Below are 21,178 nucleotides of genomic sequence, written 5' to 3' on the forward strand. Positions count from 1 at the left end.
GCGAGCGCGAGCTTGCCGTCGGCGCAGCCGGCCGCGGCCGCGCAGCAGGCCGTCCCTGGCGCGGCTAGCGAGCGTGCGGGCGCCGACGCCCAGGGCGCCACCGGCGGAAACGCCGCGCAGGCCCCTGAGGCCGGCATCGGCATCGCCGCGCCTTCCGCTTCTTCGGCTCCCGCAGCGGCGCGCGACAGCGGCACGTTGACACTGTCCGGCCCGCCGACCGCATGGCGCCAGAGCCTGCAGGAAGCGCTGGGCGACCGCCTGAACCTCCAGCTCGGCAAGAACGCCGAGCAGGCCGTGATCCGCCTCGATCCACCGATGCTGGGCCGGGTCGAGATCTCGATCCGTCACGCTGCCGGCAGCCTGGAAGTGAACATCACCGCCACCCACAGCGAAGTGCTGCGCCAGCTGAACACCGTCAGCGACAACCTGCGCAACGACCTGGCGGGCCGCCAGTACCTGGATGTCTCCGTGAACGTGAGCCAGGCGCCGCGTGCACAGGCGAGCGCGCAGGCGGGCGCCGGCTCTAACGCCGATGCACAGGGCCGCGAGCGCCAGCAAGGCCAGGACCAGGACGAGCGCACCCCGGGTGCGGCCCTGGCCGAAGCCAACCATTCAACCACCGCGTTTTCCCTGAGCGGACGCGCATAAGATCCGCACACTGAGCCATGAACAGCAAAGCCAAACTGATTGCCGCCTTCCTGGGCGTTGCCCTCCTCGCCGCCGGCGCCGCCGGCGGTGCGATGTGGTACCTGGCGCCGGCCCAGTCCGCCGGCTCGGCAGCGGCCGAAGCCCCGAAGAAAGCCCTGGAAAAGAAGCCGACCAAGTATGTCACCCTCGACAAGGTGATCGTGATGCTGCGCCGCGCCCCGAACGAGGCGGCGGCCCACTACCTGTCGGTCGACCTGGTGCTGGCCACCACCACCGAGCAGGAGAAGGAAGCAAAGGAACACCTGCCGCTACTGCGCAGCATCGTGGTGTCCGCGCTGTCCACCCACACGCTGGCCGAGGCCAACGCCATGACCGTGGACCAGTATGCCGGGCTGCTGAACAAGACCTTCAATGCCAATTATGAAAAGGAAAGCCACGAGAAGCCGTTTTCCGAAGTCATGATCGGCAAGCTGATCATCGAGTGAATCATCGAGTGAGAGCGCCGGGGACACCGTGGCCTATCTAGCTGACTATACCGATTCCAGTGGCGCCGCCATGTATGGCGAGGCGCCCGCCAACGCCGGGATGACGCCGGCCGAGGAGCAGCGCCACCTGCTGGCCTATGCGCCACTGGTCAAGCGCATCGTGCGCCAGCTGAATTCGCAGGTGTCGGGTGCGGTGTCGCGCGAAGACATGGAGCAGATCGGCCTGATGGGCCTGCTGGAAGCGCTGCGCCGCTACGGCGTGCCCGACACCGGTTTCGGCAGCTATGCGAGCCTGCGGGTGCGCGGCGCCATCCTGGATGAGCTGCGCCGCCAGGACTGGCGCCCGCGCGCGGTGCGCCAGGACAGCCACCGCGTGCGCGACGCCTTGCGCGACCTCACCCGCAAGCTTGGCCGCGAGCCGAGCGAGAAAGAGGCCGCAGCCGCGCTCGGCGTCACGCTGGAAGAATTCCGCCAGCACGTGCTGGACGACTGCGCCGAAGAGATGCTCGGCTTCGACGAAGTGCTGATGGAAGCCACCGAGCACGCGCACAGCACACCAGGCCCGGAAGAAGCCTTCCTGATGCGGCGCAGCCTGGAGCAAGTGCTGGGCAGCCTGAACGAAAAGGAACAGCGCGTGATCCAGATGATCTACGAGTTCGAACTGAGCTACAAGGAAATCGCCGCCGTGCTCGACCTGTCGGACGCCCGCGTCTGCCAGCTCAACAAGAGCGCCCTGGCGAAGATGAAGGCCGCGCTGCAGCGCGCCTGACCAACTAATAGATAAGCAACAAGAAAGGCAGCAAGCCATGCAGCAATTACTCGGTTTAGCGATCGTGCTCGGCGCCGTGTTCGGGGGCTTCACCCTGATGGGCGGCACCTTCGCCTCGATCTTCCACCCGATCGAACTCCTGATCATCGGCGGCGCCGCCTTTGGTGCGCTGGTGCTGGGCAATCCGAAGCACGTGCTGGGCGAGATGGCCCACCAGCTGAAGAAGGTCGCGGCGCGCAAGAAGCACGATTCGGAATTCCAGCGCCAGCTGCTGCTCTTGATGTACGAACTGCTGCAGACCGCCGCCGGCGGCCTGAAGGCGCTCGACGCCCACGTCGAGGCCCCCGCGGAGAGCCCGCTGTTCCAGCGCTATCCGCGCATCCTGGACGAGCCGAAGCTGCTGGCTTTCATCGTCGACAACTTCCGCCTGATGGCCATGGGCAAGATCAACGCCCACGAACTGGAAGGCGTGCTGGAGCAGGAACTGGAAGCCATCCACGAAGAACTCACGCAACCGGCCAAGTCGCTGCAGAAAATCGCCGAAGCGATGCCCGGCTTCGGCATCCTGGCGGCGGTGCTCGGCATCGTGATGGCGATGTTCTCGGTGTCGGGCGGCGCGGACTCGGGCGAGATCGCCGAGAAGATCGGCGCAGCGATGGTCGGCACCTTCATCGGCATTTTCGCCTGCTACGGCCTGCTGGAACCGCTGGCCAACCTGATGAAGCAGTCGGTCAATTCCGAAGCCTCGACCATGGAAACCGTGAAGGTGGTGCTGTGCACCCACGTGGCCGGCAAGCCGGCCCTGCTGGCGATCGACGCCGGGCGCCGCCTGATTCAATTGAACACCAAGCCCAGCTTCGCCCAGCTGGAACAGTGGATCAATGCCATGGGCGGCGAAGACGAATCGCAGAACAAGCGGCGCCGCGGCAGCGACCGCATGGCGGGTTGATCGTGTCCAGCATGTCGAGCCAAAAAGACAAGCACCACGAAGCCACCATCGTCAAGCGCGGAGGCGGCAAGCACGCGCACGACGAACACGGTGGCGCCTGGAAGGTGGCCTTCGCCGACTTCTGCCTGGCGCTCATGGCGCTCTTCCTCGTCTTGTGGCTGATTGCTTCGCGCGAACAACAGAACCTCAAGAAAATCGTGCGCGACATCACCGACAGCGGTATGCTCGAGGGCATGGGCCAGAAGCCCGAGATCGCATCGGAACCCAGCGGCAGCATGATCGAACGCTTCCAGCTGCCGACCTCCGGCCGAAGCGGCAGCAACGACCCGGGCGCCCCCAGCCAGCCGCGCGTGGCCTACGAATCGCCGGCCGAACTGGCGGCACTGTCGAAGGCGCTGGGCGAAATGAGCCGCGAGGCCGGCCTGGCCGCCAACCTCGACGCCATTGTTACCCCGTACGGCCTGCGCGTGATGCTGCACGATACCGACAAGCAGGGCATGTTCATGCGCGGCAGCGCCCTGCCCACCGGCCGCTTCGTGAAGCTGCTGCAAAAAATGGGGCCGCTGTTCGCGCAGATGGAAAACCAGATGCTGATCGTCGGCCACACCGACTCGTCGCGCTTCGCCGGCCCCGACAAGGGCGGCTATTCGAACTGGGCGCTGTCGACCGACCGCGCGCTGTCCGCCCGCGCCGAGCTGCTGGGCGGCGGCATGCGCAGCGCCAGCGTGCTGCAGGTGGTCGGCATGGCCGACCGCGGACCGATCGATGCAGGGCAGCCGCTGGCGGGCGTGAACCGCCGCATCGAACTGCTGATCCTGACCAGCACGCAGTCGCGCCTGGTGGCAAACATGTTCGGCAAGCCCGGCGTCACGACCCCGCTGGGGAAAGAGGCGTCGATCGAGATGCCGGACGCGGCCGCCCTGGAGCGGCTGCGCGGCCAGTTGCCGAAATAGGGCCAGCGTATGAGCATTCAATCGAAAACCCGAGGTACCCGTATGAAAATCACCGGCGCGACTACCCCCACCGCTTCCACTGTTAGCGTCGGCACCCAGCGTGTCGCGGTGCAGGCGCCAAGCGAAGCTGCCTCCGGCACGGCCGCGCCCTTGCAGTCCGAGGTGCTGCAGCCGGCCGCCCAGGCCCTGCGCGCGATGCCGGACTTCGACGCCGCCCGCGTGGCCGAGCTGCGCGACGCCCTGGCCAAGGGCGAGCTGCCTTTCGATGCGGGCCGCCTGGCCGGGCTGATCCAGCGCTTCCACGGCGGAGGCCGCGGATGAGCCGGGAGTTGCCACGTATTAGCCGCCAGCAGGCCAACCTGCTGCTTGCCGACGGCGTGCAGGCCGACGTGCGCGACAGCGCCGAAGTGCTGGCCCTGCTGGAACGCCAGTTCGAGGCCGCGCTGCGCCACCGCAGCAGCGAGCTGACCGCGCTCGCCGACCAGCTCACGCCCCTGTTGGATGCCATGGAAGCACGGCGCCAGCAGCGCGTGTCCCTGGTACGCGCCCTGATGGGCGACGACGCGACCATGGCCGGGTTCATCGCCAGCCTGGCGCAACCGGCGCAAGCCGCGCTGGCGGCCGCCTGGGCCACCCTGGAAAGCACCGTACAGGCCTGCCGTGCGGCGACCAGCCGCAATGGCGGCCTGCTGGCGGAACAGTACACCGTGATGCAGCGCGTGCTGCACGGCGAGGACGATACCTATGCGCCACGCTGATTTCTCGATGCCGTCCATGCAGCCGACCGCGCCGACCGCCGGCACCCGCCCTACCGCCGACATCGGCGCGGGCAGCGGCGCCGGTGCCGGCTTCAGCAGCATGTTCAGCGAGCTGCAGGGCGAAGTGGCCGCCTACATCCAGAACGGCGATCGCGGCGAGGCCGCCGGCGCGGCCAGCTTGAGCGCCGAAGGCGCCATCTGGCGTGCGCGCGCTGCCGGCTTGATGGGCGGCGAAGCGGACGTCGACGGCGTCGACGGCATCAGCGGCGCGAACGGCGCCGGCACGCCGGAGCAGCAGGCCTTTTTGGAAAGTATCGCTCCGTGGGCGCAGCAGGCCGCGCGGCAGCTGGGCGTGGCGCCGGAACTGGTATCGGCCCACGCCGCCCTCGAATCGGGCTGGGGCCAACGGCCGCTGCGCAACGGCAGTGGCGAGTCGAGCCACAACCTGTTCGGCATCAAGGCTGGCGGCAAGTGGGATGGCGCGGTGAGCGAGTCCAGCACCACCGAATACGTGGGCGGCGCGGCGATCAAGACGCGCGAGCGCTTCCGCTCCTACCCGGACGCCGGCGCCGCCTTCCGCGACTATGCGCAAATGCTGACCGATAACCCGCGGTACAAGGATGCACTCGGCGCCGGCGGCGACGCGCGCGCCTTTGCCCAGGGCCTGGTCCGGGGCGGCTATGCGACCGACCCGGCCTATGCGGCCAAGCTCGAGCAAATTGCCACGAAACTGCAGCGTACCAAGGAGTGAGCTCAGCGACCGATTCAGCGGCTGATACCGGGCGCCATGTCGACCGGCTCGACGGTGCCCGCGCCCGCCACGCGCATCCGCACCACCTGCCCGCTGCCGGCGTTGCGTACGCGGACCACGGTGCCGCGCGCGCCTGCATCCAGCGCCTCGCCCGCCATGCTCACCTCGATGCCCTCGTGGCGCGCCACCATCAGCACCTGGTCGCCGCGCTTGACCAGGATGGGTGCGTTCAGCTGGCCGGAGCGCAGCACCTCGCCGCTGCGCAGGCTGCGGCGGCTGGTCTGGCCCAGCGCCAGTTCGGGGGCGCCGATGGCGTCATTGATGAGGGTAACGTCGCGCCGCTCGAGCGTGATGTGCTCGTCCAGCAGCGCTTCGCCCGCCTTCAAGGGCATGGCGGTGACCGCCACCACCGCGCTGACGCGGGCGCGCACCACGAAATCATGGCGCCAGCCCTTCGGAACAGGGCAGCGGGCGACGAAACGCATGCGCGCGAACTGGCGGGTGTCGAGGGCCTCGATTTCGACCGGGGCGCTGCACGGCGGGGCCGCACGCGCGCTGACCACCGTCAGCTCGACTTGTGGTTCGGATAAGCCGCTGCTTAGCAGTTGTTTATCAATTTGTCCACGGGCAGCTTGTTCTATCGCTAAGGAAATAGCTTGCGCAGCGTCGACTGTGGCGCATAAAAGACAGGTTACAATGCCGATGGTTGCCGTACGGAAAGCAATCATTGTTAAATAGAGGGTGGCGATCGAAACAAACGAATTGCCATTCTACAGAAACTCCGCCGAAACAAACTGCAGACCACCGACAGAGGATCGATATGACGATTAATTTCAAGGAAGCTCTCGGCGTGCACGCCGACGCGCTGCAAGTGCGCGCCGAACGTACCCGCGTGCTTGCCGCCAATATCGCCAACGAGAGCACGCCCGGTTATACCGCGCGCGACATCGACTTCGCCTCGGCCCTGCAGGAGCAGATCGATGCCGAAGCAGGCGAAGCGAGCCTCTCGAGCGACGGCCCGCTGTACCGCGTGCCCTTCCACCCGAGCGCCGACGGCAACACCGTCGAGATCGGCGTCGAGCAGGCCGCGTTCTCGCAGAACGCATCCGACTTCCAGACCAGCCTAACCTTCATCAACATGAAGCTGCGCGGCCTGGCCAAAGCCATCAATGGCCAGTAATGCGGGTCAATAACAAGGACGAATAGCATGGGTTTCAAGGACATCTCGAATATCGCCGGTTCGGCCATGGCGGCCCAGACCGTTCGCCTGAACACGATCGCCAGCAACCTGGCCAATGCCAACGCCGTGGCCGGATCCGACACCGAAGGCTACCGCGCGCGCAAGCCGGTGTTCGCCTCCGTGATGGGCGAGGACGGCGGCGCACGCGTGCAAGTGCTGGACGTGGTCCAGTCGAGCGAGCCGCTGCGCAAGATGTACGAGCCGGATAATCCGGTGGCCGACGCCGATGGCATGGTCTATTACGCCAACGTCAACGAAGTGGCCGAGATGGCGGACATGATGGCCGCCTCGCGCGCCTTCGAGACCAACGTCGAGGTCATGGGGCGCATCAAGAACATGCAGGCTTCCCTGCTCAAGATGGGCGAAGGCTGAACATGGTCACCACCACCAACAACTCTTTCGGCTTCCCGGCGTCCACGACGCCTGCGAGCGACAAGATCGCGACCGGCGTCACCACCAGCGAGAACAAGGACATGTTCACCAAGCTGCTGGTCGCCCAGATCCGCAACCAGGACCCGCTCGCGCCGTCGGACCCGAGCCAGTTCGTCAACCAGCTGTCGCAGCTGTCGCAGACCGAAGCGCTGCAGGGGCTGGCCCAGACCACCAGCGCCAGCGCCAGCGTGCTGCAAAGCCTGCAGGTGCTGGCGATGGGCGCCCAGGTCGGCAGCGAAGTCGCGGTCGAGACCAGCCGCGTGCGCCTTGCCGAGGACAAGGTCTCGGGCAGTGTGCAGCTCAGCGGCGCCAGCAGCGTGACCAACCTGGTCCTGACCGGCATCGACGGCAGGCAGACCCGCGTCAGCCTGCCCTCCCACGGCGCCGGCGCGCTGCCGTTCACGATCGATCCGGTGGCGCTTGGCCTGGCCCCGGGCAACTACAGCATCAGTGCCGAAGCATCCGACGGCACCAAACCGGCCGTCGAAGTCTCCGGCCGTCTCGACAGCGTGCGCATGTCGGCCGCCGGCGGCATCGTGCTGCAGGTTGCGGGCATCGGTGAGGTCGACCCAAGCATGATCAACGGCTTCAACGGCAAGGCACAGACCCTGGCCGCCACGGACAACTGAAAGGAATTCTCATGAGCTTCAATATCGCACTGTCGGGCATCAAGGCCATCAACGAAGAGTTGGTCACCGTATCGAACAACATCGCCAACGCCGGCACCTACGGCTTCAAGAGCAGCCGCGCCAACTTCGCGTCGGTGTATGCCGGCGAACAGGCCAACGGCGTCGAAGTCGGCTCGCTGACCCAGAACATCGGCCAGAACGGCAGCCTGGTCACCACCGGCCGCGGCCTCGACGCCGCGATCCAGGGCCGCGGCTTCTTCACCAGCCGCGACGCCCAGGGCGTGATGCAGTACACCCGCGTCGGCATCTTCAACGCCAACAAGGACGGCAACCTGGTCGACGCCTCCGGCCGCAACGTGCAGGGTTACGGCCCGACCGTGGGCGGCGTGCTCGGTACGATGGGCGACATCAAGATCCCGACCGGCCAGATCGCGGCCAAGGCCAGCACCGGCGTCGCATACGTGGGCAACCTGTCGTCGGACTGGAAAGCGCCGGCCGCCGCCTTTGACCCTGCCAATGCGGCGACCTATAACATGGTCAAGCAATCGGTGCTGTTCGATTCGCTCGGCAACCAGCACACCGTGTCGCAGTACTTCGTCAAGGCCGCGGCCCCGGCCCCGGTAAATACCGTGGACGTGCACTACGCCTTCGACGGCGCCGCGCCGATCGCGGCCACGACCCGCCTGACCTTCGATACCAACGGCAACCTGCCGCTGGCCTCCTCGAAGAGTGCGCCCATGACCGTGCCGGCCCCGGGCGCTGCCGCCCTGGCCTTCACCGTCGACTACACCGGCACCACCCAGTTCGCCGGCGAAGCCACCACCACCACCAACCGCAGCGACGGCTACGCCTCGGGCAGCTTCGTGGGCGTGGAACTGGCCGAAGACGGCTCGGTCGTGGCCAAGTACAGCAACGAACAGCAGCAGGTAGTGGGCACCCTGGCGATCGCCACCTTCCCGGACGAAGGCAGCCTGGTCCAGACCAGCGACACCAGCTGGTCGGCCAACACCACCTCGGGCGCGCCGCTGTACAGCACCCCGGGCATCGGCCTGGCCGGCAAGCTGAACAAGGGCACGCTGGAAGGCTCGAACGTGGACATCACCTCGGAACTGGTCGGCCTGATGACCTCGCAGCGCAACTACCAGGCCAACTCCAAGGTGATCACCGCCGAGAACCAGATGATGCAGGCCCTGATGCAGGCCCTCTAAGCTGAGCCATGGATAAACTGATCTTCACCGCCGTCAGCGGCGCCGAGCGCACCATGCGTGCCCAGCAGGTGCACGCCAACAACCTGGCCAACATCGATACCGCGGGCTTCCGCGCCAACCTCGAAGTGGCCGCGACCCAGTCCCTGCAGAAGGGCTATGGCTACGACAGCGCCCACCTGGCCAAGACCGAGGCCGACACCATCTCGACCCGCGCCGGCGCGGTGCGCGAGACCGGTCGTCCGCTCGACGTCGCCATCAACGGCAACGGCTACCTGGCGGTGCAGTACGGCGACGGCGAAGCCTACACCCGTGCCGGCGCCATCGACATCAGCGCCGATGGCGCGCTGTCGGTGAATGGCCATCCCTTGATGGGCGAAGGCGGCCCGATCACCCTGCCGCCGCACCAGGCGGTCGAGATCGGCCTGGATGGCACCATCTCGGTGCTGACCGAAGGCGCGACCACCATGCAGGCGATCGACAAGCTGCGCCTGGTGAACGCCGAAGGCGCGGAACTGACCAAGAACGAAGCCGGCCTGATCGTGTCGCGTACGGGTGATCCGCTCGAGGCGGACCCGAACGTCAGCGTGCGCGGCCGCGCCCTCGAGGGCAGCAACGTGTCGGCGGTGGAAGAAATGGTCGCCGTGATGAGCCTGAACCGCAGCTTCGAGATGCAGATGAAGCTGTTCAAGGCCAGCGACAGCATGAATGAAACCGGCAACCGCCTCATCGGCGCTTAAGCACGCCACTCACCATATTTAAGGAGCAATCATGAATCCAGCAATGTGGATCAGCAAGACCGGCGTGCAGGCACAGGATGCCAAGCTGCAGGCGATCGCCAACAACCTGGCCAACGTCAACACCGTCGGCTTCAAGCGCGACCGCGTCGTGTTCGAAGACCTGTTCTACCAGGTCGATGCCCAGCCGGGCGCCCAGAGCGCGGACAACACCGTATCCAACGGCGTCCAGCTCGGCAACGGCACGCGCATCGTCGGTACCCAGAAGGTATTCACCAACGGCAACATGCAGACCACCAGCCAGCCGCTCGACGTCGCCATCAACGGCGCCGGCTTCCTGCAGGTGCGCCGCCCGAACGGCGAACCGGCCTATACCCGCGCCGGCCAGCTGCAGGTCGATGCCAACGGCACCCTGACCAATGCCCAGGGCCTGGCGCTGGTGCCGCAGATCACGGTGCCGCAGAACGCCACTGCCATCACCATCGGCGAAAACGGCATGGTCTCGGCCACCGTCGCCGGCTCCACCACGCCACAGGAACTGGGCCAGCTCACGCTCACCAGTTTCGTGAACCCGGCCGGCATGCTGGCGCTGGGCGAGAACCTGTTCCAGGAAACCGCCGCCTCGGGCAACGCCAACGAAGGCCGTCCGGGTGACGGCGCGTTCGGCAAGCTGAAACAGGGCGCGCTGGAGGGCTCGAACGTGCAGGTGGTCGAAGAGATGGTCGACATGATCGCCGCCCAGCGTACCTACGAGATGAACACCAAGGTGCTGTCGGCTGCCGACAATATGCTGCAATACCTGGCACAGGCTGCACGCTGATGAAATTTGTTACCGCGGCGCTGTGCGCCACGCTGTTTACCTCCCTTCTGGGCGGCTGCGCTTCCGCGCCGCCGCGCCAGGTTGTGAACGACGACGATGTCGTGCCAATGGCACGCGCGGCGTCGCGCGGCGTCTCGGGCGGCGTCTTCACGGGTGAAGCCGTGTCGCTGACCTCGGACAGCCGTGCCTACCGCGTGGGCGACGCGGTCACCGTGATTCTCCAGGAAACCACCCAGGCCAGCAAACGCGCCGGCACCAGTTTTTCAAAAGGCTCGTCGGTCGCGGTCGACCCGATCACGGCGCTCGGCAAGGTCTACCCCAAGACCGAGATCGGGATCTCGGCCGACCGCAACTTCGAGGGCGACGCCACCAGCACCCAGCAGAACGCCCTGTCGGGCGCGCTGACCGTGATCGTGCAGGAAGTGCTGCCGAACGGCCTGCTGCGCGTGGCGGGCGAGAAGAACCTGACCCTGAACCAGGGCGAGGAATTCGTGCGCCTGAAGGGTTTCATCCGGGCCCAGGACATCGACAACGACAACCAGGTGTCGTCGCTGCGCGTGGCCAATGCCCGCATCGCCTATTCGGGCAGGGGCGCGCTGGCCGACGCCAACAACCCGGGCTGGCTGACCCGTTTCTTCACCAGCCCGTGGATGCCGTTCTGAGGACAACATGATTCATATTTCAAAGGCATCGCGCTCGATTCGAATCATGTTGTGCGCCGCCATGCTCGGCGCCGGCGCCCTGCCCCTGTCGGCTAGCGCGGCGCAGGCGCTGCGCAACCTGGTCAGTGTCGAGGGCGTGCGTGAAAACCCCCTGGTCGGTTACGGCCTGGTGGTGGGCCTGAACGGCAGCGGCGACTCGACCCAGGTCAAGTACGCCAGCCAGTCGGTCGTCAACATGCTCAAGCAGTTCGGCGTGCGCCTGCCGGATGGCGAGGACGCCAGAAACAAGAACGTCGCCGCCGTCATGGTCTCGGCGGTGTTCCCGCCGGGCTACCGCCGCGGCCAGGCGATCGACATCACCGTGTCCTCGCTGGGCGATGCGAAAAGCCTGCGCGGCGGCACCCTGCTGCTGACCCAGCTGCGCGCCGCCGACAACGAAATCTATGCGCTGGCCCAGGGCAACCTGGTGGTCGGCGGACTGAACGCCACGGGCAAAAGCGGCTCGTCGGTGACGGTCAACACCCCGACCACCGGCCGTATCCCGAACGGCGCCATGATCGAGCGCGAGATCGCCTCCGACTTCTCGACCCGCCCGCAAGTCATGCTGCGCCTGCGCCAGCCGCATTTCGAGACCGCCACCAACGTGGTCAATGCGATCAATGCCAGGTACGGCAAGATCGCCACCACCGCCGACGGCACCAGCGTCGAAGTGGTCGCACCGAGCAATCCGACCGAGCGCGTGGCCTTCATGGCCAAGCTGAACAACCTGTCGATCGAATCCGGCATCGAAGTGCCGAAGGTCGTGTTCAATTCGCGCACCGGCACCGTGGTCATCGCCGACGGCCTGCGCGTGAAAGCGGCGGCGGTCACCCACGGCTCGCTCAAGGTGATCATCTCGGAAAGCGCGCGCGTGTCGCAGCCGGCGCCGTTCGGGCGCGGCCAGACCGCGGTGACGCCGGAATCGAAGCTGTCGGTGGACCAGGGCTCGGGCCAGATGTTCCGCTGGCCCGCCGGCGCCAAGCTGCAGACCATCATCGACGTGGTCAACAGCCTGGGTGCCTCGCCCGACGACATCATGGCGATCCTGCAGGCGCTCGACCAGGCCGGCGCGATCGAAGGCGAACTGGTGGTGATCTGATGAAGATCGACCAGAACCAGCCGATTCCCCTGGCGCCGGACGCGCAGCCACCCGTGGCTGCCGCCCAGCCGGACCCTGCTTACGTTGCCAAGGCCACCAAGGCCGCCGTCGAATTCGAACGCTTTTTCGTCTCGCACATGCTCAAGGAAATGCGCTCCTCGACCCGCGCCATGGCCACCGAGGACAGCGTGTTCAACAACAAGGTCAACCAGGACATGCAGGACATGGCCGACGACCTGCTGGCCGGGAACATGGCCAACAACCGCGCCTTCGGCATCGCCGACGCCATCCTGCGCCAGCTGGTCCCCGCCAGTGCCCCGGTCCGCAAGCCTGAAGAAAAAGCTTAATAAACGGCAATAAACGGTCGCCTGTATCAGGTGTACCCCGTTCGAGGAAGAATCCGCACCATGGCCATCATCAATAACGCACTGTCGGGCGCACTCGCCGCCCAGGTGGCGCTGAGCGCCAGCAGCCAGAACATCGCCAACCTGCAGACCAAGGGCTACACCCGCCAGGCCGCCCTGCTCACCGCCCTGGGTCCGGACGCCAGCCCGCGCTCGAGCGGCAACGGGGTGCAGGTGAGCGCCCTGTTGCGCTTCTCGGACAACTACAAGAGCCAGGCCATGTGGCGCGCCGCCGCGGAGCTGGGCGCGCATTCGCAGACCCAGCCCTACCTGAGCCAGCTCGAGAACGTCATGGGCGACGAGACCGCCAGCCTGTCGGCCGGCCTCGACCAGTTCTTCGGCGCGCTCAACGCGGTTGCCGGCGACCCGGGCTCGACCCCGCTGCGCCAGCAGGTCCTGACCTCCGCCGGCCTGATGGCGGAGCGCTTCAACGGCTTGAACAACGTGTTCAACGCCCAGCTGCAGTCGGTGCGCAACCAGCGCGGCGCGATCGTCGATTCGGCCAACGCCCAGATCGCCACCATCGCCAAGCTCAACCAGAAGATCAGCGAAGCCCAGGCCGGCGGCCTGAGCGCCTCGGCCATGATCGACGCCCGCGACCAAGCGATCGACGAGCTGTCCAGCAAGATGGCGCTGGAGGTCTCGGACAATGCCGACGGCACCCGCGACGTCTCGCTCAAGACCGGCCAGGCGCTGGTGCTGGGCAGCATGCACGGCAGCCTGAAGGCGGCCCCGACCGCGACCTCGCCGCAGGAATTCACGCTGAGCTTCGCCGGCACCTCGTATGTGCTCGACGCCGGCAAGCTGGGCGGCCAGCTGGGCGGCCTGAGCAAGTACGAAACCGAAAAACTGGTGCCGCTGCAGACCGGCATCGCCGACATCGCCAACCAGATCGCCACCAAGGTCAATGCCCAGCTCGGCGTCGGCCGCAAGCCCGACGGCTCCCCGGGCACACCGCTGTTCGTCTACACCCCGGGCAGCAATGCCGACATGCTGAAGGTGGCCGGCGGCTTCGTGGCCGCCGACCTCGCCTTCTCCGCCGACGGCACCCCGGGCGACACCGGCAACCTGCAAAAGCTGCTGTCCATCAAGAGCGAGCCGATCACGGTCACCACCATCGGCAGCGTGCTGCTGAGCGACGCCGACGCCCAGCTGGTCGGCAAGCTCGGCGTCGACAGCCAGCTCAACAAGGCTGCGCTGAAGACCACCCAGACCGTGCGCACCCAGTCGGTGGACGACTGGCAGTCGACCAGCGGCGTGAACCAGGACGAGGAAGCGGTCAATCTCGTCGAGTACCAGAACATGTACCAGGCGAACATGAAAGTGATTGCCATCGCCAACCAGTTGTTCGACGCCACCCTGGCGATGATGGGCTAAAGGAATCACCATGCGTATCGCGACCACCCAGTACCAATCGACGATGAACCAGTCGCTCCAGACCAACCAGGAGCGCATTACCCACCTGACCCAGCAGCTGGCGGCCAACAAGCGCATCCTGGTGCCCTCGGACGACCCGGTCGACAGCGTGCGCCTGGCGCGCCTGGCGCGCGAGGAAGCGACCGTGCAGCAATACCGCAACAACATCGCCTCGATCAAGATCCGCCTGACCAAGACCGAAGGCACGCTGAGCAATATGTCGGACGAGATGATCCAGGGACGCGACGTGCTGGTCTGGGCGGCCGACGGCAGCAACGCGCCGGACGACCTGAAGGCCATGGTCTCCCCGCTCGAAGCGCTGCGCGACAGCCTGTTGTACAGCTCCAACTCGATCGACCAGGAAGGCAACTACAACTTCTCGGGCACCCTGACCAAGACCGCGCCGATCGCCTACGATGCCACCGCCGCGCTCGGTTCGCGCTACACTTACGTCGGTAATACGAATGCGCAGAACGTGGTGGTCGGCACCGGCATCACCCAGCCGGGCAACCAGAACCTGCAAGGCATCGAAAAACTGCTGAATCATCTCGACCAGGCCATTGCCACCCTGAAGTCGCCCGGCGCCTCGGCCAACGACCCGGCGGTGCGGTCGGTGCTGGCCGATGCCCTGGGCGGTTTCGACGAAGCGCTGAACCTGGTGGCCAGCAAGGTGGCCACCCTGGGCGGGGCCCAGAACATCATGAAGACCCTGGACGCCAACCACGCCAACGTCAGCCTGTCGAACAAGATGGCGATCACCGATATCGGCACGCTCGACGTCGGCGAGGCGGCCACCGCGCTCAACGGCTACTCGACCGCCCTGCAAGCCACGTACAAGGCCTATAGCCGCATCGGCACGATGTCCCTGTTCTCGGTGTTGTAACTCGGTAATTTGCTATGGACGCAGCCCTTCGCCCCACCAATCCCGCAGCCAATCCCACCGGCGCATCGATCGCCGGCGCCTCCTCGACCGCCTCGACTACCCGCGCCACCGCAATCAAGCCGGCGGACCCCGACAGCCGCGTGGTCACCCGAGCTGCGCCCGCATCAAGCCCGCTCCAGCGCGGCATCAAGTGGGATACCCGCCTGCAGGGCGACGTCGCACGCGCCCAGCAGGCGCTCGACTACCTGGAACGCGTCGCCTCGCAACTCGAAGCCCTGAAGGCCGACCTGAGCGCCAAGATTTCCGGCCGCAGCGACCCGGCGCGCCAGATCGAAGCGCGTTCGCAGCAGCTGGCCAGCACCCTGGCCGCGCGCAGCCGGCAGGCCGGCGGTGGCGTCGATGCCCAGCTTGATTTTCGCGACGGCCAGACCGCCACGACCCGCTTCCGCATCCGCGGTTTCGACATCGCCGCGCTGCAATCCGGCGGCCAGCAGACCTATGCCTTCTCGGTCGGCAGCAATGGCGGCCCGCAGCTGAGCGCCACCATCGAACCGGGCATGACGCCCGAAGAAATCGCCGCACGCCTCGACCGCACCCTGTCGCCCGTGAAGGTGCGCGTCGCGCTGGATAACAAGGGGCAGCTGGTGTTCGGTGCGCCCGAATCGGAATGGGTCGGCATCAAGGATGCGATCGCGATCTCGGGCCGCGGCCGCGTGGACGTGGCGGAAGATCCAGCCGGTCTCGCGCCAGAGCAATGGACTGTCGGCAACCCCGACGCCCTGCGCCAAAGCCTGCGCGAAGTGGTGCAGGCACTGGCCCGGGTCCGCCGTTCGCAGGACGCGGCCAGCGCGGCACTGAGTGCGGCCATGATGCGCACGCCCGTGTCCGATACGCCGGACGCGGAACTGGCCGTCATCACCGGCGATTTCGCGGCGACGGCGGCCAGCCACGACTACCAGTCGCTGCTGGCGATCACCTCGGCCCTCGTCGGCGTGAGCCGGGACCGGGTTCAGGCACTGCTCGGCCTGCGCTGATCTGTTTCGCCCATAAAAATAGCTCTCCCGCGCCACGCGCCGGAGAGCTTTTTTGTTGACCTAGCGTTGTTTAGAAGCCGTCGCTTCAGAAGCCATCGCTTTAGAAGCCGTACTTCAGGCCAGCACTCCACACATTGGCGCTGGCGCCGAAGTCCTTGGACTTGCCGTAGCGCTCATATTCGGCCACCAGCGCCGTGTTCTGGTTCAGCTTGTACTCCACGCCGAGACCGGCGTAGCCGCCCGTGTCGCTCTGCTTGAAGTCTCCCACGTTGGTGCGCATTTCACGGGTGCTGTGCGAGACGCCCAGCTTGCCATAGGTCGACACCTGCTCGTTGACCGGCATGGTGTACTTGGCGGCCACGTAGGAACCCCAACCTTCAACGTCGCCGCGCACGGCGCCGTTAGCGAAATCGGTCTTGTGGTGGTTGGTCGCGCCTACTTCAAGGCCAACACGCTCGTCGAACTGGTACCCGCCGAACAGTTTGCCATCAGCCTTGTTGGCGTCCAGGGTCGAGTTTTTCGCGGTCACGGCGGAGGCGCCGACATAGCCCTTCCCGGCCATGGTCTGGGCTTGGGCGGTACCGGCAACGGCGGCGGTGGCGATCAGTGCAATCATCAGCTTTTTCATACGAACTCCCTTTAATCGACTTCATCTGTGTCGCAATTCCCAATGAATCGCGTTAATGTCACAATAGCAAACGATCCCGCTCACGCCCAGCCGGAATCTCGTAAGAACTGTAACAAGATGCAAAATGAAGACCAGATCCGTACTTATGTTCGGCAGATGACCGACGATCGTTTATTGAAGCAGTGACATCACCATTGACGACATGCTGTTCGACTGTTTCAGCATGGCGGTGCCCGCCTGCATCAGCATCTGAGTCGCCGTCATCGTGGCACTTTCGCTGGCGAAGTCGACGTCCATGATCAGGCCGGCCGCTGCCTTGGTATTGGTGCTGACGTTCGACAGGTTGTTATAGACATGCTCGAGCCTGTTGGCCGTGGCGCCCAGCTTCGAGCGGATCGCGCTGACGCTGTCGATGGCCCCATTCAGGTCCGCGATGCGCAGGTTGGCCGATCCCGCCGCGGTCAGCTCGGTCCCGACACCGGGAATGATCAAACCGTTGCCGGTGTATTTCGCGCTGACCGGGATAAACGCGGTGTTCATCGCGGAGATTTCAGGAAACAGATCCATGCTCATGGTTTCCGACGCACTGGCGCCGATTTGGAAAACCGCCGGGTCCATGAAGATGCCGCGTATCGGTCCGGGGACCGAAATATTGAACACGTTTTTGCCCGCGAACGTGGTATTGCTGACGATATTTCCCATCTCCCGCGCCAGCGCATCGTACTCGGCCTGCATGGCATTCTTGTCGGCGGCGGTGGACGAGGCATCCGCGGCCTGGGTCGCCAGGTCCTTCATGCGCACCAGCACATCGTTCAGCTCGTTCATCGCGCCTTCCCCGATCTGCAGCAGGGACGTGCTGGCCTGGGTATTTCGCATGGCGACCGCCATGCCGCTGGCCTGGGACTTCAGGCGCGAGGCGATCTGCAGTCCAGCGGCATCGTCCATCGCCGAGTTGATCCGGTAGCCGGTCGACAGGCGGGTCATCGAGGTCGACAGGGTCTGCTGATTGCGCGTCAACGAATTTTGTGCCGACAGGGCGGCGTGGTTGGTATGTAAGCTGAGCATGCGATGGCTTTCGAGAGGGATACATGTATCAGGCGACCAAAAAGCGATGCTTATTAACCGGAAATAAAAAAACCCGCTGCCAGCAGCGGGTTTTTTGTTAGCACGAGAAGCGATTACGCTTCGCGGCTGGCCTTCTTGCGCTCGTGTTCCTTCAGGTGGCGCTTGCGCAGGCGGATCGACTTCGGGGTGATCTCGACCAGCTCGTCGTCCTCGATGAACTCGACGGCGTATTCCAGCGACATCTGGATCGGCGGCACCAGGCGCACCGCTTCGTCGGTACCCGACGAACGGACGTTGGTCAGCTGCTTGCCCTTGATCGGGTTGACGACCAGGTCGTTGTCGCGCGAGTGGATGCCGATGATCATGCCTTCGTACACCGGGTCGTTGTGCGACACGAACATGCGGCCGCGGTCCTGCAGCTTCCAGATCGCGTAGGCGACGGCGGCGCCGTCGTCCTGCGAGATCAGCACGCCGTTGCGACGGCCGGCCATTTCACCCTTGGTGTTGTCGACCGGTGCGTACTCGTGGAACACGTGGCTCATCAGGCCGGTGCCGCGGGTCAGGGTCATGAATTCGCCCTGGAAGCCGATCAGGCCACGCGCCGGGATCAGGTACTCGAGTCGCACGCGGCCCTTGCCGTCCGATTCCATGTTCTGCAGGTCGCCACGGCGGCGGCCCAGTTCTTCCATCACGCCGCCCTGGTTGACTTCTTCGACGTCGACCGACAGGCTCTCGAACGGTTCCTGGCGCACGCCATCGACCATCTTGAACACGACACGTGGACGCGACACCGCGAGCTCAAAGCCCTCCCTGCGCATGTTTTCCAGCAGAATGGTCAGGTGCAGTTCGCCACGGCCCGAGACTTCGAAGATCGTGTCGTCGTCGGTCGGTGCAACGCGCAGTGCGACGTTGGCCTTCAGCTCGCGTTCCAGGCGCTCGCGCAGCTGGCGGCTGGTGACGAACTTGCCTTCGCGGCCGGCCAGCGGCGAATTGTTGACCATGAAGTTCATGGTCAGGGTCGGCTCGTCGACGGTCAGCATCGGCAGTGCATCCGGCGTGTCCACGGCGCAAACGGTCGAACCGATGCCGATGTCTTCGATACCGTTGATCAGGCAAATGTCGCCGGCGACGGCTTCGTCGACCAGCACGCGCTCCAGGCCCTTGAAGTTCAGCACCTGGTTGATGCGGCCCTTGATCGGGGTCGAATCAGGACCGTTCAGGACGATCACGTCCTGGCCGGCCTTGACGCGGCCGCGCGAAATACGGCCGATGCCAATCTTGCCGACATACGACGAGTAGTCGAGCGAGGTGATCTGCATCTGCAGCGGACCGTCCGGATTGTCGTCACGGACCGGCACGTGCTGCAGGATCGCTTCGAACAGGGGCTTCATGTCGCCGCTGCGGACATCTTCGCTCAGGCCGGCGTAGCCGTTCAGGCCCGACGCGTAGACGATCGGGAAGTCGAGCTGCTCGTCATTGGCGCCCAGCTTGTCGAACAGTTCGAAGGTCTGGTTGATGGCCCACTCGGCGCGCGCGCCCGGACGGTCGACCTTGTTGACCACGACGATCGGCTTCAGGCCCAGGGCCAGCGCCTTGCGGGTCACGAAACGGGTCTGCGGCATCGGGCCTTCCTGCGCATCGACCAGCAGCAGCACCGAATCGACCATCGACAGCACGCGCTCGACCTCGCCGCCGAAGTCGGCGTGGCCAGGGGTGTCGACGATGTTGATGTGGGTGCCTTCGTACTCGACCGCGCAATTCTTCGACAAAATCGTAATGCCGCGCTCTTTTTCGAGGTCGTTCGAGTCCATCACGCGGGTATCCACCGCCTGGTTTTCACGGAAGGTACCGGATTGGCGCAGCAGCTGGTCGACCAGGGTGGTCTTGCCGTGGTCAACGTGGGCGATGATTGCGATATTACGAATCGCGCGTTTGGTGTCTGACATGTATATTTTCAACAGTGAATGTTGCGTGATGGATGGAGGCGGCGACGATGCAGCGCATTACCGATTTCCGTAACCCGCTACTATAGCACGCTTATCGGCGCTTGCTGCGCCGCAGCGTGGGAAAGCTCAGGAATTTCTGCACTACCGACCAGTATAGCGGCACACTGTTGAAGTTCAATGACAGCGCCGCCGGGCTCGGGCACGTTGTTTTACTGCTGTGCCGCGATCAGGCGTTCCGGCGCCAGCACCGCGTATTCCTGCAGGTTGGCCGTGCCGAGCAGCTTGCCGTCGTGATACACACGCACCCTGCCCAGCTCGGCCGGCACCTGCACCGCTTCCTTGCCGAGCGCCAGGCGCTGCCCGTTCAGGAAGCGTTTTGCCAGGTCCTGCGTCAGCTCGACCGACGGGAAGCTCGACAGCAGCGCGTCGACCGGGGCCAGCAGCGCGTGCGGATCCGGATGCGCCTGCAAGTCTTCCAGCGAGATCATCCGGTCGGTCGACAGCGCCCCCACCTGCACGCGGCGCAGCGCATTCAGGTGCGCGCCACAGCCGAGCGCGGCGCCGATGTCCTCGCCCAGCACGCGCACATAGGTGCCCTTGCTGCAGGTCACCAGGATTTTCAGGAAAGGCGCCGCGTACTCGACCAGCGACAGGCCGTGGATGGTCACCGGGCGCGCTTCGCGCTCGAGCGTGATGCCTTCGCGCGCGTATTCGTACAGCGCCTTGCCGTCGCGCTTGAGTGCGGAGTACATGGGCGGCACCTGGAAGATGGGGCCGCGGAAACGCGCCAGCACGGCTTCGACCTGCTCACGCGTCACATCAACCTCACGCTGCTCGATGACCTCGCCTTCGGTGTCGCCGGTGGTGGTCATGATCCCGAGATGAACGGTCGCCTCGTAGGTCTTGTCGGCCTCCAGCAGGTCTTGCGAGAACTTGGTCGCTTCGCCGAAGCACAGCGGCAGCAGGCCGGTGGCGAACGGATCGAGGGTGCCGGTGTGGCCGGCCTTTTTCGCATTCAGGACGCGCTTGGCCTTGATCAATGCGTCGTTCGAGGACAGGCCGACCGGCTTGTCGAGCAGGAGGACGCCGTCGACCAGGTCGCGCGGCTTTTTCGGCGGACGTGCGTTCACTCGGAATCCGCGTCTTCGTCACGATGTGCCGGCTCGTCCTCGGCATCGGCGGCGCGCACCGCGTTGGCCTGGTCGATCAGGGCCGACATGGCCAGGCCGCGGGTGGTCGAGGTGTCGTGCACAAAATGCAGCTGTGGCAGCGTGTGGATGTGCAGGCGCTTGCCCAGCAGGTTGCGCAGGTAGCCGGCGGCTTTCGACAGGCCTTCGAGGGTCTGCTTGATCTCGTCCGGGCTGTCCTTCAGCAGGGTGAAGTAGACCTTGGCGTGGGCATAGTCAGGGGTCAGCTTGACTTCGCTGATCGTGACCATGCCGACCCGCGGGTCCTTGAGTTCGAAGGCGATCAGTTCCGACAGGTCTTTCTGGATCTGGTCGGCGACGCGCAGGCCGCGCTGGGGGATGCTTTTGCTGTGTTTTGCCATGATGGTGCTGGTGTTCTTCTTTTGTTGGTACCGCTCAAAAAACAAGGGCCAGGCCCCCGCGGCTTTCGCCGCGAAGC

Annotated in this window: 26 protein-coding genes; 20 read left to right on the forward strand and 6 right to left on the reverse strand. The window is 65.5% G+C overall.

Annotated features, from left to right (window positions below):
- From AC56LU_RS23070 to flgJ, 8 genes are all read left to right on the forward strand, one after another.
- On the forward strand, window positions 1-648 hold a 648-nt coding region (locus AC56LU_RS23070), incomplete at its 5' end, for a flagellar hook-length control protein FliK (RefSeq protein ID WP_497177936.1).
- Between the two features lie 17 nt (window positions 649-665).
- A complete protein-coding gene (locus AC56LU_RS23075; RefSeq protein WP_497177937.1) occupies window positions 666-1,133 on the forward strand; it encodes a flagellar basal body-associated FliL family protein in 468 nt (155 codons plus the stop codon).
- 28 nt (window positions 1,134-1,161) lie between these two features.
- Window positions 1,162-1,902 carry a FliA/WhiG family RNA polymerase sigma factor gene (locus tag AC56LU_RS23080; RefSeq protein ID WP_497177938.1) on the forward strand — a complete coding sequence of 247 codons (741 nt, stop codon included), beginning with the start codon at window positions 1,162-1,164 and terminating at the stop codon, window positions 1,900-1,902.
- 37 nt (window positions 1,903-1,939) lie between these two features.
- On the forward strand, window positions 1,940-2,851 hold the full coding sequence (gene motA, locus AC56LU_RS23085; protein ID WP_497177939.1) for a flagellar motor stator protein MotA: 912 nt from the start codon (window positions 1,940-1,942) through the stop codon (window positions 2,849-2,851).
- Window positions 2,852-2,862: 11 nt separating this feature from the next.
- On the forward strand, window positions 2,863-3,804 hold the full coding sequence (locus AC56LU_RS23090) for a flagellar motor protein MotB (protein WP_497177940.1): 942 nt from the start codon (window positions 2,863-2,865) through the stop codon (window positions 3,802-3,804).
- A 42-nt stretch (window positions 3,805-3,846) separates the two neighbouring features.
- Window positions 3,847-4,125, forward strand: coding sequence for a flagellar biosynthesis anti-sigma factor FlgM (flgM, locus tag AC56LU_RS23095; RefSeq protein WP_497177941.1), 279 nt, complete (start codon window positions 3,847-3,849; stop codon window positions 4,123-4,125).
- Entirely contained in the window at window positions 4,122-4,562 is a 441-nt protein-coding gene (gene flgN / locus AC56LU_RS23100; protein ID WP_497177942.1) for a flagellar export chaperone FlgN, read from the forward strand. The genes flgM and flgN overlap by 4 nt, the downstream gene beginning before the upstream one ends.
- Window positions 4,549-5,313 (forward strand): flagellar assembly peptidoglycan hydrolase FlgJ, encoded by a 765-nt coding sequence (gene flgJ, locus AC56LU_RS23105; RefSeq protein ID WP_497177943.1) that lies wholly within the window; start codon window positions 4,549-4,551, stop codon window positions 5,311-5,313. Before flgN ends, flgJ begins: the two co-directional genes overlap by 14 nt.
- Window positions 5,314-5,327: 14 nt before the next feature.
- Here the strand turns inward: flgJ and flgA are convergent, their stop codons facing one another.
- Window positions 5,328-5,876 carry a flagellar basal body P-ring formation chaperone FlgA gene (flgA, locus tag AC56LU_RS23110; protein ID WP_497177944.1) on the reverse strand — a complete coding sequence of 183 codons (549 nt, stop codon included), beginning with the start codon at window positions 5,874-5,876 and terminating at the stop codon, window positions 5,328-5,330.
- A 257-nt stretch (window positions 5,877-6,133) separates the two neighbouring features.
- On the opposite strand from flgA, the gene flgB reads away from it, so the two are divergent.
- The 12 genes from flgB to AC56LU_RS23170 are packed head-to-tail and all read left to right on the forward strand — an operon-like array spanning window position 6,134 to window position 15,913.
- Window positions 6,134-6,493, forward strand: a complete 360-nt coding sequence (flgB, locus tag AC56LU_RS23115) for a flagellar basal body rod protein FlgB (protein WP_497177945.1) — start codon at window positions 6,134-6,136, stop codon at window positions 6,491-6,493.
- Window positions 6,494-6,520: 27 nt separating this feature from the next.
- Window positions 6,521-6,925, forward strand: a complete 405-nt coding sequence (gene flgC, locus AC56LU_RS23120) for a flagellar basal body rod protein FlgC (RefSeq protein ID WP_497177946.1) — start codon at window positions 6,521-6,523, stop codon at window positions 6,923-6,925.
- Between the two features lie 2 nt (window positions 6,926-6,927).
- Entirely contained in the window at window positions 6,928-7,614 is a 687-nt protein-coding gene (locus AC56LU_RS23125) for a flagellar hook capping FlgD N-terminal domain-containing protein (protein WP_497177947.1), read from the forward strand.
- Between the two features lie 11 nt (window positions 7,615-7,625).
- Complete coding sequence (locus tag AC56LU_RS23130) at window positions 7,626-8,822, forward strand: flagellar hook protein FlgE (RefSeq protein WP_497177948.1); 1,197 nt, start codon at window positions 7,626-7,628, stop codon at window positions 8,820-8,822.
- Between the two features lie 8 nt (window positions 8,823-8,830).
- Window positions 8,831-9,559 (forward strand): flagellar basal body rod protein FlgF, encoded by a 729-nt coding sequence (locus AC56LU_RS23135; protein WP_497177949.1) that lies wholly within the window; start codon window positions 8,831-8,833, stop codon window positions 9,557-9,559.
- Window positions 9,560-9,590: 31 nt separating this feature from the next.
- Entirely contained in the window at window positions 9,591-10,376 is a 786-nt protein-coding gene (flgG, locus tag AC56LU_RS23140; protein ID WP_497177950.1) for a flagellar basal-body rod protein FlgG, read from the forward strand.
- Complete coding sequence (flgH, locus tag AC56LU_RS23145; protein ID WP_497177951.1) at window positions 10,376-11,038, forward strand: flagellar basal body L-ring protein FlgH; 663 nt, start codon at window positions 10,376-10,378, stop codon at window positions 11,036-11,038. Before flgG ends, flgH begins: the two co-directional genes overlap by 1 nt.
- Window positions 11,039-11,045: 7 nt before the next feature.
- Window positions 11,046-12,176 carry a flagellar basal body P-ring protein FlgI gene (locus tag AC56LU_RS23150; protein WP_497177952.1) on the forward strand — a complete coding sequence of 377 codons (1,131 nt, stop codon included), beginning with the start codon at window positions 11,046-11,048 and terminating at the stop codon, window positions 12,174-12,176.
- The gene (locus AC56LU_RS23155; RefSeq protein ID WP_497177953.1) at window positions 12,176-12,523 is read left to right on the forward strand and encodes a rod-binding protein; all 348 of its coding nucleotides are present in this window, start codon (window positions 12,176-12,178) and stop codon (window positions 12,521-12,523) included. Before AC56LU_RS23150 ends, AC56LU_RS23155 begins: the two co-directional genes overlap by 1 nt.
- 60 nt (window positions 12,524-12,583) lie before the next feature.
- Window positions 12,584-13,957, forward strand: a complete 1,374-nt coding sequence (flgK, locus tag AC56LU_RS23160) for a flagellar hook-associated protein FlgK (protein ID WP_497177954.1) — start codon at window positions 12,584-12,586, stop codon at window positions 13,955-13,957.
- 10 nt (window positions 13,958-13,967) lie between these two features.
- A complete protein-coding gene (gene flgL / locus AC56LU_RS23165; RefSeq protein WP_497177955.1) occupies window positions 13,968-14,879 on the forward strand; it encodes a flagellar hook-associated protein FlgL in 912 nt (303 codons plus the stop codon).
- Between the two features lie 14 nt (window positions 14,880-14,893).
- Window positions 14,894-15,913 carry a hypothetical protein gene (locus AC56LU_RS23170; protein WP_497177956.1) on the forward strand — a complete coding sequence of 340 codons (1,020 nt, stop codon included), beginning with the start codon at window positions 14,894-14,896 and terminating at the stop codon, window positions 15,911-15,913.
- 100 nt (window positions 15,914-16,013) lie between these two features.
- On the opposite strand, the gene AC56LU_RS23175 is transcribed toward AC56LU_RS23170, so the two are convergent.
- The 5 genes from AC56LU_RS23175 to rbfA form a co-directional block, all read right to left on the reverse strand.
- Window positions 16,014-16,541, reverse strand: a complete 528-nt coding sequence (locus AC56LU_RS23175) for a porin family protein (protein ID WP_497177957.1) — start codon at window positions 16,539-16,541, stop codon at window positions 16,014-16,016.
- Window positions 16,542-16,712: 171 nt separating this feature from the next.
- A complete protein-coding gene (locus tag AC56LU_RS23180) occupies window positions 16,713-17,606 on the reverse strand; it encodes a flagellin N-terminal helical domain-containing protein (RefSeq protein WP_497177958.1) in 894 nt (297 codons plus the stop codon).
- A gap of 113 nt (window positions 17,607-17,719) precedes the next feature.
- The gene (gene typA, locus AC56LU_RS23185; RefSeq protein WP_497177959.1) at window positions 17,720-19,552 is read right to left on the reverse strand and encodes a translational GTPase TypA; all 1,833 of its coding nucleotides are present in this window, start codon (window positions 19,550-19,552) and stop codon (window positions 17,720-17,722) included.
- 209 nt (window positions 19,553-19,761) lie between these two features.
- A complete protein-coding gene (truB, locus tag AC56LU_RS23190; RefSeq protein WP_497177960.1) occupies window positions 19,762-20,682 on the reverse strand; it encodes a tRNA pseudouridine(55) synthase TruB in 921 nt (306 codons plus the stop codon).
- Window positions 20,679-21,101: a 30S ribosome-binding factor RbfA gene (gene rbfA, locus AC56LU_RS23195; RefSeq protein WP_497177961.1), complete on the reverse strand. Its 423-nt coding sequence runs from the start codon at window positions 21,099-21,101 to the stop codon at window positions 20,679-20,681. The genes truB and rbfA overlap by 4 nt, the downstream gene beginning before the upstream one ends.
- Between the last annotated feature and the right edge of the window lie 77 nt (window positions 21,102-21,178).

This window comes from Telluria sp. PB2R4 (assembly GCF_059685695.1).

Coding starts and splice junctions, on each gene's coding strand:
- motA (WP_497177939.1), top strand. CDS start 1,940: ATGCAGCAATTACTCGGTTTAGCGATCGTGCTCGGCGCCGTGTTCGGG.
- AC56LU_RS23150 (WP_497177952.1), top strand. CDS start 11,046: ATGATTCATATTTCAAAGGCATCGCGCTCGATTCGAATCATGTTGTGC.
- AC56LU_RS23175 (WP_497177957.1), bottom strand. CDS start 16,541: ATGAAAAAGCTGATGATTGCACTGATCGCCACCGCCGCCGTTGCCGGT.
- flgK (WP_497177954.1), top strand. CDS start 12,584: ATGGCCATCATCAATAACGCACTGTCGGGCGCACTCGCCGCCCAGGTG.
- flgM (WP_497177941.1), top strand. CDS start 3,847: ATGAAAATCACCGGCGCGACTACCCCCACCGCTTCCACTGTTAGCGTC.
- flgN (WP_497177942.1), top strand. CDS start 4,122: ATGAGCCGGGAGTTGCCACGTATTAGCCGCCAGCAGGCCAACCTGCTG.
- AC56LU_RS23155 (WP_497177953.1), top strand. CDS start 12,176: ATGAAGATCGACCAGAACCAGCCGATTCCCCTGGCGCCGGACGCGCAG.
- AC56LU_RS23130 (WP_497177948.1), top strand. CDS start 7,626: ATGAGCTTCAATATCGCACTGTCGGGCATCAAGGCCATCAACGAAGAG.
- flgJ (WP_497177943.1), top strand. CDS start 4,549: ATGCGCCACGCTGATTTCTCGATGCCGTCCATGCAGCCGACCGCGCCG.
- AC56LU_RS23090 (WP_497177940.1), top strand. CDS start 2,863: ATGTCGAGCCAAAAAGACAAGCACCACGAAGCCACCATCGTCAAGCGC.
- AC56LU_RS23075 (WP_497177937.1), top strand. CDS start 666: ATGAACAGCAAAGCCAAACTGATTGCCGCCTTCCTGGGCGTTGCCCTC.
- rbfA (WP_497177961.1), bottom strand. CDS start 21,101: ATGGCAAAACACAGCAAAAGCATCCCCCAGCGCGGCCTGCGCGTCGCC.
- AC56LU_RS23125 (WP_497177947.1), top strand. CDS start 6,928: ATGGTCACCACCACCAACAACTCTTTCGGCTTCCCGGCGTCCACGACG.
- flgC (WP_497177946.1), top strand. CDS start 6,521: ATGGGTTTCAAGGACATCTCGAATATCGCCGGTTCGGCCATGGCGGCC.
- flgB (WP_497177945.1), top strand. CDS start 6,134: ATGACGATTAATTTCAAGGAAGCTCTCGGCGTGCACGCCGACGCGCTG.
- flgG (WP_497177950.1), top strand. CDS start 9,591: ATGAATCCAGCAATGTGGATCAGCAAGACCGGCGTGCAGGCACAGGAT.
- AC56LU_RS23180 (WP_497177958.1), bottom strand. CDS start 17,606: ATGCTCAGCTTACATACCAACCACGCCGCCCTGTCGGCACAAAATTCG.
- flgH (WP_497177951.1), top strand. CDS start 10,376: ATGAAATTTGTTACCGCGGCGCTGTGCGCCACGCTGTTTACCTCCCTT.
- AC56LU_RS23135 (WP_497177949.1), top strand. CDS start 8,831: ATGGATAAACTGATCTTCACCGCCGTCAGCGGCGCCGAGCGCACCATG.
- AC56LU_RS23170 (WP_497177956.1), top strand. CDS start 14,894: ATGGACGCAGCCCTTCGCCCCACCAATCCCGCAGCCAATCCCACCGGC.
- flgL (WP_497177955.1), top strand. CDS start 13,968: ATGCGTATCGCGACCACCCAGTACCAATCGACGATGAACCAGTCGCTC.
- typA (WP_497177959.1), bottom strand. CDS start 19,552: ATGTCAGACACCAAACGCGCGATTCGTAATATCGCAATCATCGCCCAC.